This is a genomic window from Parafilimonas sp. (genome assembly GCF_051953455.1).
Taxonomy (GTDB): domain Bacteria; phylum Bacteroidota; class Bacteroidia; order Chitinophagales; family Chitinophagaceae; genus Parafilimonas.
On record NZ_JBQCIT010000051.1, the window covers coordinates 20,422 to 37,600 of the forward strand.

The window sequence follows — 17,179 nt, forward strand, 5'->3', positions numbered from 1 at the left end:
GTTGTTTTAGAAGATGATGTTTACATTAAATCCATACCTGCGTGTTGTGGGCGATTGCAGTGCAGTGCCGGTTGTTGAATAATTATACTGGTCAAGGTCAACATCCCTGAATCTTTTATCGCCATAGAAATAAATAAGGTTCCTGCCCACCAGTGAAATGGAAACCTTTTGAATAAAGCCCCGCTGCAGCCATTGCTGCGGCAAATCGTAACTGATGGTTACTTCCCGCAGCTTTGCATATGTTTTGCTCATTAAGTTGGCTTCTGAAATGCCATAAAATTTGCTCACATAATCCTGCACGTGCGCAACCTGGGTATTGGGTGAAAACTTAAGCGCATCATAATTTAATATGGCGCCCGTTTCAGAGTCGAAATTGATGTCTGCACCATTGCTTACCACAACACCTTCACCTATGTATGTGCCGGGGAAATCCGGGTCGCCGGCATGGTCATTATCATCTTCACGCGATTTACCAATAGCACCCTGAACGGTTTCAATATTCCTGCCGCCCTGCATGGTTTTAAGGCGCATGTAATCTGAAGTGATGCCGCCAACATTTCCATCAAACTGGAAACCCAGCGTAAAGCTTTTATAGGTAAACTTGTTATAAATGCTCCATTGAAATTTTCCGTTTAAATAACCCAGGAATTGCGGAACAGGGTTAGCCAGTGGCTTACCTGCATCATCGTTCACAATCTGGCCGTCCTGCGTTTTTACAAATGCGCTTCCGTAAAATTTATCTACGCGGTCGCCGTTATGAAAAAAGGTTCTATATACGTCCTGCCCCGGTGGCAATTCTTTATACTTGTCCTGGTAAGTGCTCCAGTTTACCAGCACATCCCACATAAGGTTCCTGGTTTTAACCGGTGTGCCGGACAATGAAAGCTCATAACCCGTTTTCTCTGTTTTTAAAGCGTTGAGATAATAATAAGCATAGCCGGTAGCTGTTGAAATAGGATTAGCCAGTACTTGCGGGCCATCAATATACTGGAATGCAGTAGCACTGAAACCAAGCCGGTTGTTCAGGAATTTTATATCAAAACCTTCTTCATAATTCACACGCGTAAATGGCTTCAGGTTAGGATCATATAAATTAGAATTGGCATAGGCCGCCGGTTGGTTATTATAAGGCTTGCGCGATGAATACGGTGTATCCAGAGAGTAATCCGGGCCGCCGTATGGTGATAAATAATTATTGCCGTAGTCAAGCGGGTAATCATAAATCGACTGGCCAGAAGGTGAGCTGCCGAATGCTGTTATAGTAGTAAATGGAGCAACACCTATTGTTGGTGAAGTGGCATCGCCTTTTACATTGGCATACGATGCACGGATTTTTAAAAAAGAAATAGCTTTCGGTAATTGAATATAATCTGATAGTACAGACGAAACAGAGATGCCCGGATAAAAATACGTTAACTGGTTTGGCGATGCAGATGATTTATCAATTCTTCCTGTAGTAGATAAGGTGGCATATTTACCAAGCGATGCATCCAGGGAATAGTAACCGCTGTAAATACGCATGTCTGATTCAAAACTGTTTGCCTGTATGGGGTTTAATGAATTGCTGAAGGAATATACTTCTGGCACGCTTAAATAATCAGTAGAGGCCCAGCCGGAGTTATAGGAAAACAGCCTTGCGCTGGCTCCGACTAAACCGGAAAGATTAAGAAAACCGGCGACGGTATAATTGTAGTTTAACTGCAAATCTGAATTGCTTTCAAACAAATCACGCCTGTCTTCCCTGTAATCACCGAGGTTTTGTTCACGGCCATAAGGGTGTGCAGAATAAGGCATTTTTTCGGTACGCAATAAGTTGTAGGTAGTTACCTGTGTGCGCAGGTTTACATTCAGGTGATCATCAATTTTATAGTTAGCCGAAACATAACCATAGATGTCTGTTTTATAATGCCCGCGCATCCATTCTTTCACCATCAGCCATGGGTTATGATAACGCTGGTATTCTGCAAAAACAGATTGCGTGCCTGTTTTGCCGGGCTGCCAGATGTTTTTGATATCAGGCGATTCAACATTCCAATCTGCGCCCGTCCATACAGCTATACCATATATCAAACTATTGGGGCCGTAATCCACATCCGGAAAATTAGGTGTGTATTGACGATTGAAGTTCAGGTTAGCCTCTATCTTCAATCTTTTTGACGGGTTGTATGAACCATACACATTAAAATCAGTAATATTCAATTCTGTATTGGGAACAATGCTTTGCTGATAGGAATGGGATAATGAAAACCGGAGATTATAATTATCACCATTGGCCGTCAATGCTATATTATTGGTGGTTTGAAAACCGGTGCGCAGGAAGTTCTTTAAATTATTGGCGCCGCGTGCCACCCAGGGTGTTGGTTTTATATTACCCGTCCACACCCTGCCACCAGGAAAAGTAGTGGTATATGTGGTGTTGGGATCGTATTCGCCATCATACTGCGGAATCAACTGTCCTTCAAATTTTGGGCCCCAAACATCATAGTCATTGTCATTTAAACCGCCACCCTTTCCGTCGCCAAAAGCATATAATTCATTTTCGCCCGGGCCATACTCCGTCTGTATGCGCGGGAATGCAAGAAAACCTTTGTCAATAGAATTGGTTGAGTTGATTTCAACTGTAAACCCCTTCCGGTTTTTACTTCCTTTTTTTGTGGAGATAAGAATGGCGCCATATTGGGCACGGCTTCCATATAAAGCAGCAGCAGTCGGCCCTTTTAATATGGTAAAGGATTCAATATCATCCGGGCTTATGTTCCATGTGTCGGAGCTGATGGGAACACCATCTACCACATACAGCGAAATTTCATTACCACGTAAAAGCACGGTAGGCTTTCTTAACAGTTCGGCTGAAGGCCCGACAGACAGCCCGGCCACTTTTCCCGTAAGGCCTGTAAAAGGATTCGGATCTCTTGCCTTGGTAATATCTTCACCTTTTACTTCCTGAATGGCATAGCCAATTCTTTTAATTTCTTTTTTTACACCAAGCGCTGTAACCACAACATCAGTTAACTGCTGCGATGCTGCTGAAAGCACAATGTTCAGAAAGCTTCCATCATTTACAGGTACGCTTTTCATATTGTATCCAACAAAGCTTACCGTGATACTTGAGCCCTGGGCTGCATTAATAGTGAAACTGCCTTCTCTGTCTGAAGAAACCCTTTGATTCCCGGCGCTTATAGTGGCTCCGGCCACAGCCTGCTGAGATAAGGAGTCAATAATTTTGCCGTGTACAGGAAATGTTTGAGCATTAAGTTTTAAGAAAAAAAATACACAACCAAATATGATTGTCAGTTTACGTAGAGCTGGCTTCATAACACTTAGTTTTAGAATGAGGCCGCAAAACTATCTACGCGTTTTTATGCAGTATTTACGGGGCTGTTAACAAATAATGAAGTAATTATTAAGCTTTGCCGCTTAATAATTACATAACCTCAGTTTAATACTCTATTTGTATTTCTTGTTTATAACTAACCTGTTTCTATTATGGAAAGGCAGTCCACACTTTTGTTGCAGGCAGCATAAGTCACACATCAGTGAATATTAAACTTAAAAATTCAAAAGCCCCGATGCTCAATTGTAGTCTTATTGAAATGTCATGATTCCCTGGCAGGGAAGGGAGAATTATTGCCTGCATTTTTCCTTTGCTGCAATAGCCATCACAGCGCTACCCGCAGCGCATTACCATTATAAAACGTGATTTTGATTTTATTCCGTTCTTAAATTCTTTGCCGGTTTGGAAACGGCCGCTTTATATGTTTGAGATATGATTGTAAATAAACCTATGCCCAGTAAAAACAGGAAGCACATGAGCACATTTATAAAACCAAATTGCGCTCTGTCGGTAAAATTCTGAATAAACATTTTTGCAAGAAACCAGCCTATCGGCATTGCAATAAAACCAGCTATAAATAAAAGCTTGATAAACCCTTTTGAAAGAATTTTTACAATTTGAACTTCATGAGCGCCGACGATTTTTCGAATGCTTATTTCTTTGCTTTTTACCTGAACCGTATATACAACAAGCCCAAGCAAACCAAGTGTTGCAATAGCTAAAGCAATAAATCCCAGGAATCCCAACAAGGAAATGGTTGCTGTTTGGGAATTGGCTTCATCAAGATCATCAGACAACCATGATGCGGTAACAGGCTGCGACGGGCTTAATGTTTTTAAGGATGCTTTTACCCGGTCTTCTATTGCTGTTTTATTATCTCCTATTGTTTCGATGTACAAATTTGTACAGGCATTCTTTTTAGCCCTGAATGCCAAAGGGTCAATTGGCATGCCGGCACTTTCATACTTAAAATCCCTGAGAATGCCTTTTATTTCCAGTTGTGTTGAATCATCAAGCCATAATTTTTCGCCAACAGCTTTTGCCGCATTAGCAAAACCAAATGCATGCGCTGCTTTTTCATTCAATAAAATATACTCCTCCTTATCATCTTGTGCCTGGCCTGGAAAATTTGCTCCAGCCAGGAATGCAAAATGCATAACGGAGATAAAGTTATCATCCGCATAATAATAATTCAACCCGATAGCATCTTTACGGCTGCTCAACCAAAAAGGGGCATTCATACCACTAAAGTGTTTTGTAAAATTTGCAGAAGATGCCGAAACATTTTTCACGCCGCTAACAGCGCTGAGCTTCTGTGCAGCTAACCGTTCATTTATATCATTTAATGGAATTACCATTACGTGATCCCGCTTAAAACCCGGATCGGCTTTAGCCATGAATGTAAACTGCTTATAAAATACAAACAGGAAAATAATTACTACCAGCGAAAGGCTGTACTGAAAAACAATCAGTGTTTTTTGCAGGCTTACTTTGCCTAAAATTTTTGCTGTTGACAAATTTTTCAACACCCGTACCGGCTTAAATGCCGATAAGATCCATGCCGGTGCTGAGCCGGCTATGAAGCCTGCGAATAATGCATATATCAACGACCAAACAACGAACCCCGCATTGTAATGAAACGAAGATGGGATGAATTCATAATCATCATTAAAGGGTGCATAACGAACGATAAGATAAAGGATAAGCCAGGCGAACGCTAATGAAAACACGGACAATAAAACAGATTCAAAAATATATTGCACAAAAACCTGGGAGCGTTTTGCACCCGCTATTTTTCTTATTCCTACTTCTTTGGCCCTTGTTAAAGCACGTGCAATGGTAAGGTTAGTATAGTTGAAACATGCGGCCAGCAATATCAGCAAGGCAATGCCGGCCTCGGCATAAATTTTTGCCCATGAAGTTCCGCCGGCATTGTCATTATCTAAATAAGTGCTTCCGGGCGTTATTTTATTAAAGGGCTGCAAATGAAATGCTGAAACACCATCTTTATTTACTTTATTCAAATTATTGGCAATCCTGTTCAGTTGCGACTGCAATGCAATTGGCTGCGCATTTTTATTCAATAGCACATAAGTATAGCCGGCATTAAAAGCAAACCAGTCGGCTGATTTCTCTGCGAGTGTTTTCTTTATTTCCATTTGAGGAATACTGCTGTAAGAAGCGTATGCCTCATAGTTGAGGTGAGACTTACCGGGCGGTGAATTCAAAACGCCTGTTACCAAAAAAACTGACCCATTATCAAATTGTATGACCTTGCCAATAGCATTCGTGTTGCCAAAGAATTTTTCGGCGGTTAATTTACTTATTACAACGGTATTGGGGTCTTTTAAAACCGTAGCCACATTGCCGGCCAGTAAGGAAAAGCCGAACATGGAAAAAAAAGATGGTTCCGTAAAAGCGCCGTTTATATACATTTCCTTGCCGTTAGCCGTTGCGCGCCCATTCAATGCAGGATAGATATTTACCGCATCTTCTATAATTGTATGGTCTTTATCCAGGCCATCCAGCAGCGGAAGCGGTGTGCTTGCCATTTGCCAGCGTTCACCAGTTTTTTTATTGTACTCAGAAGTAATACGGTAAGTTCTTTCAGGGTTGGGGCTAAATTTATCATAGCTCAATGCATCCTGTGTGCGAATTAAAATCATTAATCCAACAGACATACTAAGCCCTAATCCAAAAATATTGATAAATGTCGTTAGCCTGTTTTTAAAAAGACTTCTTATAGCAGTCTTTAAATAACTTTTAAACACGATATAAAATTTAAATTTTGAATTGATTTTTCAACATGGAGTTGGTTTATGCCGAAAGATATTGATAAAAACCTGCCGGATCCCAAACCGGCAGGCGATGTTTAAAAACCTCAACAAAGCTCCAACCCTCCACGGTTAAAAGCTTGTGCCAAAACACTTCAACAGCCGTGCCAATGCCAGAATACCCGTTCCGTATGCATTTCAGGAAATCAGGTCAATTAAAAGCGTTCGAATGTGAACAGTTTTTTGTGCGGGAATGAACAAAATTTTAATATGGTATTATTATCAACACTACACACACTTTGTTTCCGGCTTCAGTTTTTCTTCAGACTTACGCCTGTATTTTGTTCCTTACAGCCGCTCACGTCAAGCAACAGTCCATCCGGCGGGTAAAGGGCCACAACCGGAAGCAGCTTTTCTGCAAGGCCGTCGCGGCGAACCCATCCGGTCCGTCTTTAGATGACAGAACCATATTGCCACAAACCGACCGGACATCTTATCCCCTTTTTCAATTGCTCTTTTAAATTGATATGAGTCAAATCACTGCAATCATTAATGAAGATCATGTTTTACAAAATCGTTAGCCGGAACTTCATGTAAAGAATAAATCTTATGCATTTACATTTAATGATTACACACTTACCCATCTTTGGTACCATCATTGGCCTGCTGCTGCTTCTATACGGCAGGCGCACAGGAAGCTATCATACACAGATGGCTGCCTATACCTTACTACTGGTGGCTGCAGCAGGATGTATTATAGCTTATTTAACCGGTGAGGCCGCTGAGGAAGTCGCTGAAAATATTCAAGGAATTGAAAAAAACATGATTGAAGAACACGAAGAGTTTGCCAAATTCACACTGGTGGCTGCCATCGCCCTGGGCATAGGAGCGCTTGCCGGCGCTTATCTAACCTGGAAAAAGTCGCAGTTTACTAAAGCAATCCTGACTATCGTCCTTATTTTGTCGCTTATCTGTTTTGGAATGTCTGCATGGACAGGTTATCTTGGAGGCCGCATAAGGCACACGGAAATAGACAATGCCGTGATACGTACAGAAAACATACATGGGGAACAGGCCACTATCAGCATTAAAAGTTCATAATTTCGAAAAACGTTCCTCGTTGAATCAGTGCCAGGCACTTTTTCTGCCTGATTTTAATCCATTACATTTTTAAACAAAACCGCTTTGATACAGCATCAGCACTTTTTAATCAATACCTGAAACACGCTATACTGCATGAAATTGTAACATGATTCATGGGAGAGCAACAACCCGCCTAACCGTTCATGTTCGTACAAAAAACTGTCCGCTTCCGTACATTTTTAATCAACCTGATTTTCTGAAATACAGGCTGTACACACATTCCAGTATTGGCATACCTGTTGAGTTTGTCAGAATAAGCTTTTAACCCTGGAGGATTAAAGCTTATTGGGATTTTTAAACATCACCTGCCGGTTATGGGGATCCGGCAGTTTTTATCAACGTTCATCCGCCTAAAATCAACTTTTATGTTTAAAAATTATTTCAAAATTGCAGTGCGGTATTTGGTTAAGCAAAAAATGTATTCTGCAATAAAAATTGGCGGCTTTGCATTAAGTATTGCTGCCTGTTTGTTGATTGCATTGTATATAAAAGACGAATTGAGCTACGATAAAAACTGGGCATATGCTGATCGTATTTACAGGATAACAGGTGAATACAACAACAACGGAAAAATTCAAACCGGTAACGATTGGCCCGCACCTATGGCAAAGGCTTTAAAACAAGATTTTCCTGAGGTAGAAAAGTCCGGGCGCTTTATGGATGCGCCGCTTTTTTATGGTGCCGGCAGTAATCAGATAAGACGATCAGATGCAGAACAAAATACGTTTGAGCAGGGCTTTAGTTATTCAGACCAGGATATGCTCGATATGCTGCAGGTGCCAATGGTATATGGCGACAGGGCACATGCTTTGAGCGAGCCAAATACAATGGTGATTTCAAAAAGTAAGGCCGACAAATATTTTCCCAATCAAAATCCGGTTGGAAAAATAATGTTCCTGAACAACGACACAAAGAACCCTTATAAAATTGGTGGCGTAATGCAGGACTTTCCAACCACTTCGCATATTCATTACGATTTTCTTTTAACCATGACAGGGCACCAGCTTTGGGATGGTGAGCAAACTACATGGATGGCTAGTAATTATCCTACTTATGTTTTGCTGAAACCGGGTGCTGATGCTGCACAATTTCAAAATAAACTGCAACAAATTCTTACCAAATATTATGTTCCGGCTTTAAAAGCGGAAGGCGATAAACAAGCTGATGATCTTGCTAAAAAAGCAAAACTTTTTATACAGCCTATAACGAACATTCATCTTTACTCCGCCAATATTGACGACCGTCTTGAAAAAGGCGATATAAAGTTTGTGTGGCTGTTTGGAGCAATTGCGGTGTTTATTCTTGTAATTGCCTGCATTAATTTCATCAACCTGTCAACCGCCAAATCCGCTAACCGTGCAAAAGAAGTTGGTTTAAGAAAAGTAGTTGGCTCGCATCGCATCAATCTTATAAAACAATTTCTCACCGAATCATTATTGTTTAGTGTTTTGTCTTTTATGCTGGGTTTGTTAATTGCGATATTGCTGCTCCCCTACTTCAATACACTTGCCGCAAAACATTTAACCATTCCGTGGACGGCATGGTGGTTACTGCCATTAATGCTTGCTGCAGCCATTTTAATCGGGTTGTTTGCGGGTTTGTATCCATCATTTTATTTGTCTTCATTCAAACCTATTAATGTTTTAAAAGGACAGTTGAGCAGGGGCAGTAAAAATTCATTTCTAAGAAACGGGTTAGTTGTTTTTCAATTCACTACTTCTATCATCCTTATCATTGGTACCATTGTTATTTATAGTCAAACAAAATATATACTCAATAAAAAAATTGGTTTTGATAAAGACCAGGTGCTACTGATACAGGGAACAAATACGCTTGAAAATAAAAGAGATGCTTTTAAAGATGAGTTGCTGAAATCTTCTGAAATAAAAAGTGTTTCTGTAAGTGATTACCTGCCCGTAGCCGGCACCAAACGTAATGGCAATACATTTTATAATGAAGGAAAAAAGAAAGAAGATATTGGCGTGTTTGGCCAGATATGGACGGTTGATTATGATTATCTCAAAACACTGGGCATGCATATGCTGCAGGGAAGATATTTTTCAAAAGAAATGGCTTCAGATTCGGCTGCAGTAGTTATCAACCAGGCAATGGCAGCAGAACTTGGCTTAAAGAATCCTGTGGGAAAACGCATAGAAAATGGCTGGCAAAAATTTAATGTGATTGGAGTGATGGAAGACTTCAATTTTGAATCAATGAAACAAAGTGTAACGCCACTTTGTTTTGGTTTGGGAAATTATAACTCTTCCATTATTTCTGTAAAAATAGCAGGCGCGGATGTAAAAAAAGTTATCAACTATGCATCATCCGTTTGGAAAGATTTTTCACCCAATCAACCTTTTCGCTACACGTTTCTTGATGAAAGTTTTGCGAATATGTATGCAGATGTAAAACGTACCGGGAGCATCTTCACCAGTTTTGCAATACTTGCCATCATTATCGCATGTCTTGGTTTATTCGCATTATCAGCTTTTATGGCAGAGCAACGTAATAAAGAAATCGGCGTCCGCAAAGTGCTTGGCGCCAGTACAGGCGCTATAACATCAATGCTCTCAAAAGATTTTTTGAAACCCGTCATGCTCTCAATTGTTATTGCCTCTCCTGTTGCATATTGGGCAATGACAAAATGGTTACAGGATTATGCATATCGCATTTCAATAACATGGTGGATGATTGCCATTGCAGGTTTCGCGGCCATTATAATTGCGTTGTTAACGATCTGCTTCCAAACCATAAAAGCTGCGATGACAAATCCAGTTAAGTCGTTGCGGGCAGAGTGAAGCGGTCAGGCTTCAATGGTCAAACCTGCAAAAACAAAATATTTACCATGTTTATACAAAGCACGGCATACAACTTAAATTATGCCCATGTTTAAAAATTATTTCATTCCAATCAGAAATATGTGGAAGAACAGGCTGGATACATTCATCAATATCACAGGGAAAAACCCGTTTGCACATAATCACAAAATCAATTGTGTCCCGGATATTCAAAGAACGGGTTTACCTGTATAACGATCATATATCGGCGTTCACCTTATTTTATAAACCTGCCCTGCCGTTCCATTTGCTTATTTCAACACTTCATCATACAACAAGTATATACATCGCTTAAAAAACATATACTTGCTGTAATGAACCGCACTGCACAAAAGCTGAATGACAAATGGTTTCGCTTTATCGGCGTGCCCGTTATTGGTTTAATGGGTCATATAATTTTTTTTAACAGGAACGATACCGGCCCTGAACGGTTTGGATTTATAACGATCTACCTGTTATCAATAGCCGAAACCGTTGTTTTATGGGAAGTGAATCGTGTGGTGGTGCTGCAATGCCGCAAGGCTTTCAGCGGGCTTGAGCAAACTACGAAACGCATTATCTACACACTTATTGTATGCACGGCACTTACCATTTTATTGCGGATCCTGAATATTTTTATATACGATAAAAGCCTGCTGTGGGGATACCGCTTTCCGCTGGAAGCTTACCTGCACAGCGTTTTCGTGGCCATTTTATTTGTAGTGATTATAGCCGGCATATACGAGGCTGTTTACTATTTCACCATGTGGAAAAATACAGCGGTAGAAGCAGAAGCTTTAAGGGCCGAAAACCTGCAGACCGAACTTGATCTCTTAAAAGTGCAGTTGAATCCGCATTTTCTTTTCAACACATTCGGATCCTTATCTTCTTTGATTGATGAAGACCCGGCCCGCGCAAAAATCTTTCTTGAACAAATGTCGGTTGTGTACAGGTACATATTGCAATCGCACGATAAACCGCTTATTACATTAAAAGAAGAACTTGAATTTATCAGCTCGTATGCCAGGCTTTTAAAAACAAGGTTTGAAAATGGCCTGCAGCTTGAATTTAAGATTACAAGAAAGGAATATTATGATTACAGCCTACCTGTACTTACCATTCAACTTTTGGTTGAAAACGCGGTTAAGCATAACATCATCATTCCCGATAAACCGCTTGTTGTAACGGTTTATACAGATGACGGCGCCAATCTTATTGTTGAGAATAATTTGCAGAAAAAAATGAATGTAAGGTTTAGCAATAAAAAAGGATTATTGAATATTATTACCAAGTATAAAATTCTTGCAAACCAGGATGTAAAGATTGAAGAAACCGGTGGTTATTTCAGGGTTTCCGTTCCGTTAATTAAAACAAGGTAATATGCAGGTATTAATTGTAGAAGACGAACCACTGCTTGCCAAACAATTAAAAAAAATATTGCTGGAACTTGAGCCCGGCGCCACTGTTACGGGCATGAGTTATACAGTGAAAGAAACGGTTAAGCTGCTGCAGCAATTGCCGCCACCCGATCTTATATTAATGGACATTGAACTGGCCGATGGGCAGAGCTTTGAGGTGTTTCAGCAGGTGCATGTTACGTCACCGGTAATTTTTATTACGGCTTATGATGAATTTGCCATTAAAGCTTTTAAACTCAACAGCATCGATTATCTTTTAAAACCCATTAATACAGAAGAGCTGAGAACGGCGCTGCAAAAGTTTCATCACATACTGCAAAAGTCTGATATAGCAGGCAACATACAGGCCTTGTTCAGCGAAATGCAAAAGCTGCAGCAGCAGGCACAGGGTTACCGGGAGCGTTTCCTCATAAAATCAGGTTCAAAAATGATAAGCATTGACGTAGGCGATATTGCTTATTTTATTTCCGATAACGGGCTCACCTTTTTGCATACGCAAAATCAGAAATATATACTTGACTATACCCTGGACGATCTGCAAAACATGCTCTCGCCCAAACAATTCTTCAGGGCCAACAGGAAGTGCATACTTAACAGCAAATCTGTTGTTGCCATACGGCCATGGTTCAATCAAAAATTGGTGGTGGAAGTAAAGCCGGCTATGGAAGAACAGGTTATTGTAAGCAGGGAAAAGGCCGGTTTGTTTAAAACATGGCTGGGCGAATAGCAGCCTGCCAGCTCTGTTTAAGGTGGCATTTATATCGTTGTGACCAGCGGCTTTGTTTCATCGGTTGTTTTATACGCTTCATTGATTATACCATTTTCACTGTTTTGCGCGCTATTCATCTTTACAAAAATTATCACGCATAAATTTTAAAAGATGAAAAAATCATATCTCGTTTACGGGCTGTTGCTGCTCAGCCTGTATACAAAAGCACAAGGCGGCAAATTCCAGGTGGGCATTGGCTACCAGCGCACGTGGATGGTGGATAAACAGGCCTCGCCATTGAAATATCAAAGCAGTGAAAAAACATTTCTGATTGGCTATGAACATCAAAATGCAAAGGCAGGATTTGATATAAAGATCAACGGTGCTTTAGGTGATTTTTTCCCAACCGGCTTTGCTGACAGGTTATGGTATAACCCCGGGTATAACAACGATGGTACACCTAAACAAGATTCATCAACCATAACAGGAAAGCTATATAGTGCCCGCATTAAAATGGGATATTACAGGGCTGTTTCACCGGGCTATTCAAAGCTGGGCAACAATACCATTCGCACACAGGAATATATTGGCGGCTCTTTAAATAACCAGATTTATTATTCGGATAATATCATCCGCATGGGCTGGCTCAACAGTACTTCCCTAAATGCCGATTATGCACATAAAATAATGATCAACACAAAACACCAGGTTGACCTTAAAATATCTATCCCGCTTTTTGCCCGCAACGCAAGGCTGCCGTATCACAACACCATCAGCGCGGGCAATGGCGACAGCAATATAAAAACCTTTTTTAAGCAGGGTTCCAGGTTTGCATCTGTAATAGATTTTCAAAACATACAAATTGATGCTTCATATGAATATGCTATGAGCAAAAGGCTGGGCGTTGGCATTCATTATTTTGGGCAATGGCTTCATTACAGCCATGCAAAACCGGTTACATTTTTTCAAAATAACATAGGCGTTGTAGCCTCCGTGAAATAACCCATTCAATACATTTTAAAAAAGATAAATCATTACAACATGAAACAGGTAAATTATATTTTAATCATAATATTGATAGCAGGCACTTCCTGCCAGAAACTATTGCTGCCGGCAGTTGCAGGCAATACCGCGGTGAATAATTTTGATGCAATGTGGAAAGGGTACGACCAGTGGTATGGATTATTTGAAACCAAACAAATTAATTGGGATTCTATATATGCTGTAAACAGGCCCATGGTAAATGATGAAATGACTGATACCGCATTGTATAATGTGCTTTGTAATTTGATAAAACCGCTGAATGATCCGCACGTATTCCTTCAGCCCACCAGCCATGGTTTGCCAAGGTATGAGAGCAGTGTATTTTTCAGGGAAAATAAAGTGCAGCAGGATTTTTCTATTGATGTAATTAAAGAAAACTACCTGCCCTCGCTTATTACAGTTGACGACAAACTGCATTATGGCATACTGCCCGGCAATATTGGCTATATCCATTTTGGTGAATTTGGCATGCCGGTATCGTTTTATAACTATCAGCTGAATAAAATACTGGATAGCCTTCAACAAACAAGATCCATGATTGTAGATATACGCAACCATGGTGGCGGCGATGATGAAGTAAGCCGTTATATAGCCGGTTGTTTCGCTAAACAAAAAGCGCTTTTTATGACGGTAAAAAAGCGAAACGGTCCTAACCATAATGATTTTACAACGCCTGTTGAATGGTATGTGCAGCCGCAACCGAATGCCTATACCAACCCGGTGATATTACTCACTACGCGCTGGACAACGAGCGCCGGTGAAACATTCACCTGGGCCATGAATACGCAGGCCCATATTACACAGGTGGGCGATACAACCGCCGGCGGGTTCTCGGATGTGCTTGCGCGTGAACTGCCAAACGGCTGGCTTTACTTTACCGGTGTTGGCGATTATCGTGATGCCAACGGCAACAGCTTGGAAGGAAAGGGCATTGCACCTGTGAAAAGAATTGTGAATAAGAAAGAAGATATTCAGAGCGGAAAAGATATGGTGTTGGAAGAAGCGGTTAAAATGCTGGAATAGAAATGCATGTATCCGAAAGTTAATGAAGGCTTACAAGCAGCAGGTTATCCTCAGATAAACCCTGAGAGTAAACGCCGGTCGCTGAAGCGGTTGATTGTGATACGATATGTAGTTGCGTGCGCAATAACCTGCATCGAATTGAGAAGCTGGTTTTCAAAAACGATTTTCTTATTTTCTTACCGGCACTACCAATACAGGAACAGGAGAATGCCTGATCACCCGCTCTGCAACGCTTCCCATAAGGATATGGGAAAGCCCGGTTCTGCCATGTGTGCCAATTACAATGAGGCTGGCTTCCCATTCATCGCAGGTTTTTTTAATCATATCAGCCGGGGTTCCTTCCTCAATAAATGACCACACTTTCTGCTCTTTAAATATATTTTTAATAAGCATCTTCTGGACTTTCTTTAAATCATCCTTTATCATCTCTGTCATTTCACGTGGTGTCACTCCGCCCTCTGCCATAACGAATGCTATATCTGCCACACTTATCAAAGCCATTCCAGCATTTAATTGTTTTCCCAGCAGAAGCCCTTCCAGCGCTACTTTTTCAGCTACCGGGCTGTCGTCAACAGCAATCAGTATCTTTTTATAATTCATGTGTGTTAGCTTTTCAGTGAGATGAAGTGCTGCTGTCTTTTCTTTTGCACGTATTAATTCCGAGCAGTTTATATATAGGGCAGAAACCCGTTACAGAGGTCACCAGGAATATGAAGCCGACAGTCAATAAAATGATTGTCAGTACCCCGCTCATGATCTGAGTCAAGTATAAAATAGCTATAATAGCAGCAATAAATATTCTTATCACCCGGTCTGCTTTTCCCATATTTTTTTTCATAACCATAGTTTTTTTTGCAGGATAAAGCTCTTGGTTAATATCGCAGCAGTAGGTGACCTGAGTCATCTGGTAATATGATTGTGGTAAATAAATTTGAATTAATTTAAAATGGAATTTCAACAAAGCTACATCCATTAAACCTGTATTGCCGGCCTTAAACCGGATAGAAAGCCACCTCTTGTTCAATACCAAGCAGGTAAAATAACTGTTCTTATTCAGCATGCTTTTAATACATGATACGCTTCTTCAAATAAGGACTGTTTATTAAATAATATTTTAAAAATTCACATTCAGGTAACATTATTTTTCTTACTTACATATAATTATGAAGATTACTGTTGCGGGCATTCATTATTACCACGGTTTTTGTATTAAACACGCAAGGGGCTATAATGTCCACTCATTAAAACACATTTCATTATGAAAATCATTGCAATTATTATAAACGGCACACATTTCCCCTATCAGGTAGTTCATCATGCTATCGCGAAAGCTAAAACTGAAAACGCTGAAATATTGGCCGTTTTTCTTAAGGGCGAGCATGAGGTAAGCAAGGGCTATATTTTTCCCAGTGATATCACGTCAACTGATAATTCATTCATAGCAGGCCTTCCGGAAAGCCAGGATGAGAACCTTATCACAGATAATATGCAAAGCGCTAAAGCAATGGTAGAGAATGAAGGCATTCTTTACCGGTCTGTGTTAAAGACCAACGCCTCGGTGGATGATGTGGTTGAATTGATAAAGACAGCAAGCCTGCTTCTGATTGATAAAAACTTTGACGAAAAAACATTACTGGCCGACAAAAAAATATCCCTGGATGGATTAATGAAAAGCGTTAAGATACCGATTGATATTATAGAAGATTATTAGTGGATTTGAGTAAACTGAAATGCGTCTTGTTTTTTTAAAACAGTCAAAGATGTGCATGCTTTTCTTACTCTTAAATTGAACTGAAGATTGCTAAATAATTTTCATATTTAGCTCAACGCAATGCCTGTTGATCTGGACTTTATAAAAACGATGAAAATATAGTGGTAGCAGGTCGTAATTTTCGACCATCAGATTTTGCGTTGATGATAACCCGTGTTTCGTCCAATTATGAACCGCAGCCGGTGATTGATTATGCACGGGTCGGCACATGAAATCAATACCCTTTTCTCAACATATCTGCATACTCGTTTGGCAATGGGCTTTCTTCTATTGCTTTTGCTGCTTTTTCAATGTCGTAATCAAAGCGGACAAACTCAACTTGAATACTGTCTTTGTCAAGTGTGGAACTGTTGGCGTTAATAGTAAGTATTAGATAACAACCATTCGGATTGCCATCTTTTGGCTTGCCGACAGAACCGATGTTGATTGCATGGCGAAAATGATTTTGACCGTCAGTTCCTGAATTTAAGATGCGGTGATATGGTTTGTGTGTATGCCCGAAACACATGATGTCGGCATCAGCTTGCTCCATGATACGAAGCAAACTTTTTTCTTCACGGTCTTCAAACAGGTATTCATTAATTTTTCTGGGGCTGCCATGCACTAAAAGCAAATTTAATTTGTCTTCGTTTAGCTGAAACTCCACTTTTATCTGTGCAGGAAGTGTTCGTAAATACGCTCTTTCTTCATCTTTGATGAGGGCATTGGTGAGGGAAATCGAAACAGCACCGTTTGCTTTTTCATGGTCGGTTTTGTAAGCACAACCGCAATCGTTGCTCATTCGTCCAATGCCAAAATCGTAATTCCCTGCAATGGTTGGAATTTTTCGGTTCTTGATTTCGTTTACAACTTCATTTGCCCAAATGTTATAACCAACCAAATCACCTAAACAATAAATGGCGTCTGGCTTTTCTTCTTCTATGCTTTTCAAACATGCTTCCAATGCAGGAAGGTTTGCATGTATATCGCTGAACAATGCAATTCTCATAATAAATGAATTAAGCGTTTTGTAATTGTTGTTTCGTGTAGTATTTACGTCTGAACCAAAAAGGCAATATTGACCAATGCAATGAGTGCCGGCGCCTCTACCAAAAGACCTATGACACCTGCAAATGCCTGACCGCTTTGGTGCCACTACAATATTCCT

Annotated in this window: 12 protein-coding genes; 7 read left to right on the forward strand and 5 right to left on the reverse strand. The window is 40.4% G+C overall.

All coding sequences use genetic code 11. The annotated features are described in order from the left end of the window. Positions 1-6: 6 nt before the first annotated feature. Positions 7-3,315, reverse strand: a complete 3,309-nt coding sequence (locus ACTHN6_RS18010) for a SusC/RagA family TonB-linked outer membrane protein (RefSeq protein WP_440437165.1) — start codon at positions 3,313-3,315, stop codon at positions 7-9. Positions 3,316-3,708: 393 nt separating this feature from the next. Then, a complete protein-coding gene (locus ACTHN6_RS18015; protein WP_440437166.1) occupies positions 3,709-6,105 on the reverse strand; it encodes an ABC transporter permease in 2,397 nt (798 codons plus the stop codon). A 612-nt stretch (positions 6,106-6,717) separates the two neighbouring features. Between ACTHN6_RS18015 and ACTHN6_RS18020 the strand changes: the two genes are divergently transcribed. From ACTHN6_RS18020 to ACTHN6_RS18045, 6 genes are all read left to right on the forward strand, one after another. Continuing rightward, positions 6,718-7,209 carry a DUF2231 domain-containing protein gene (locus ACTHN6_RS18020; RefSeq protein ID WP_440437167.1) on the forward strand — a complete coding sequence of 164 codons (492 nt, stop codon included), beginning with the start codon at positions 6,718-6,720 and terminating at the stop codon, positions 7,207-7,209. A 407-nt stretch (positions 7,210-7,616) separates the two neighbouring features. Then, positions 7,617-10,049 (forward strand): ABC transporter permease, encoded by a 2,433-nt coding sequence (locus ACTHN6_RS18025; protein WP_440437168.1) that lies wholly within the window; start codon positions 7,617-7,619, stop codon positions 10,047-10,049. A gap of 353 nt (positions 10,050-10,402) precedes the next feature. Further along, the gene (locus ACTHN6_RS18030; RefSeq protein WP_440437169.1) at positions 10,403-11,446 is read left to right on the forward strand and encodes a sensor histidine kinase; all 1,044 of its coding nucleotides are present in this window, start codon (positions 10,403-10,405) and stop codon (positions 11,444-11,446) included. 1 nt (position 11,447) lies between these two features. Next, positions 11,448-12,212, forward strand: coding sequence for a LytR/AlgR family response regulator transcription factor (locus ACTHN6_RS18035; RefSeq protein WP_440437170.1), 765 nt, complete (start codon positions 11,448-11,450; stop codon positions 12,210-12,212). 153 nt (positions 12,213-12,365) lie between these two features. After that, positions 12,366-13,196 (forward strand): hypothetical protein, encoded by an 831-nt coding sequence (locus ACTHN6_RS18040; RefSeq protein ID WP_440437171.1) that lies wholly within the window; start codon positions 12,366-12,368, stop codon positions 13,194-13,196. A gap of 39 nt (positions 13,197-13,235) precedes the next feature. Beyond that, the gene (locus ACTHN6_RS18045; protein ID WP_440437172.1) at positions 13,236-14,261 is read left to right on the forward strand and encodes a S41 family peptidase; all 1,026 of its coding nucleotides are present in this window, start codon (positions 13,236-13,238) and stop codon (positions 14,259-14,261) included. A 168-nt stretch (positions 14,262-14,429) separates the two neighbouring features. On the opposite strand, the gene ACTHN6_RS18050 is transcribed toward ACTHN6_RS18045, so the two are convergent. Together ACTHN6_RS18050 and ACTHN6_RS18055 are read right to left on the reverse strand one after the other, a co-directional pair. Beyond that, entirely contained in the window at positions 14,430-14,861 is a 432-nt protein-coding gene (locus ACTHN6_RS18050) for a universal stress protein (protein WP_440437173.1), read from the reverse strand. Positions 14,862-14,874: 13 nt separating this feature from the next. Further along, complete coding sequence (locus ACTHN6_RS18055) at positions 14,875-15,234, reverse strand: YgaP family membrane protein (RefSeq protein ID WP_440437174.1); 360 nt, start codon at positions 15,232-15,234, stop codon at positions 14,875-14,877. A gap of 285 nt (positions 15,235-15,519) precedes the next feature. On the opposite strand from ACTHN6_RS18055, the gene ACTHN6_RS18060 reads away from it, so the two are divergent. Then, positions 15,520-15,972 carry a hypothetical protein gene (locus ACTHN6_RS18060; protein ID WP_440437175.1) on the forward strand — a complete coding sequence of 151 codons (453 nt, stop codon included), beginning with the start codon at positions 15,520-15,522 and terminating at the stop codon, positions 15,970-15,972. Between the two features lie 274 nt (positions 15,973-16,246). On the opposite strand, the gene ACTHN6_RS18065 is transcribed toward ACTHN6_RS18060, so the two are convergent. Continuing rightward, positions 16,247-17,020 carry a metallophosphoesterase family protein gene (locus tag ACTHN6_RS18065; protein ID WP_440437176.1) on the reverse strand — a complete coding sequence of 258 codons (774 nt, stop codon included), beginning with the start codon at positions 17,018-17,020 and terminating at the stop codon, positions 16,247-16,249. Positions 17,021-17,179 lie beyond the last annotated feature (159 nt).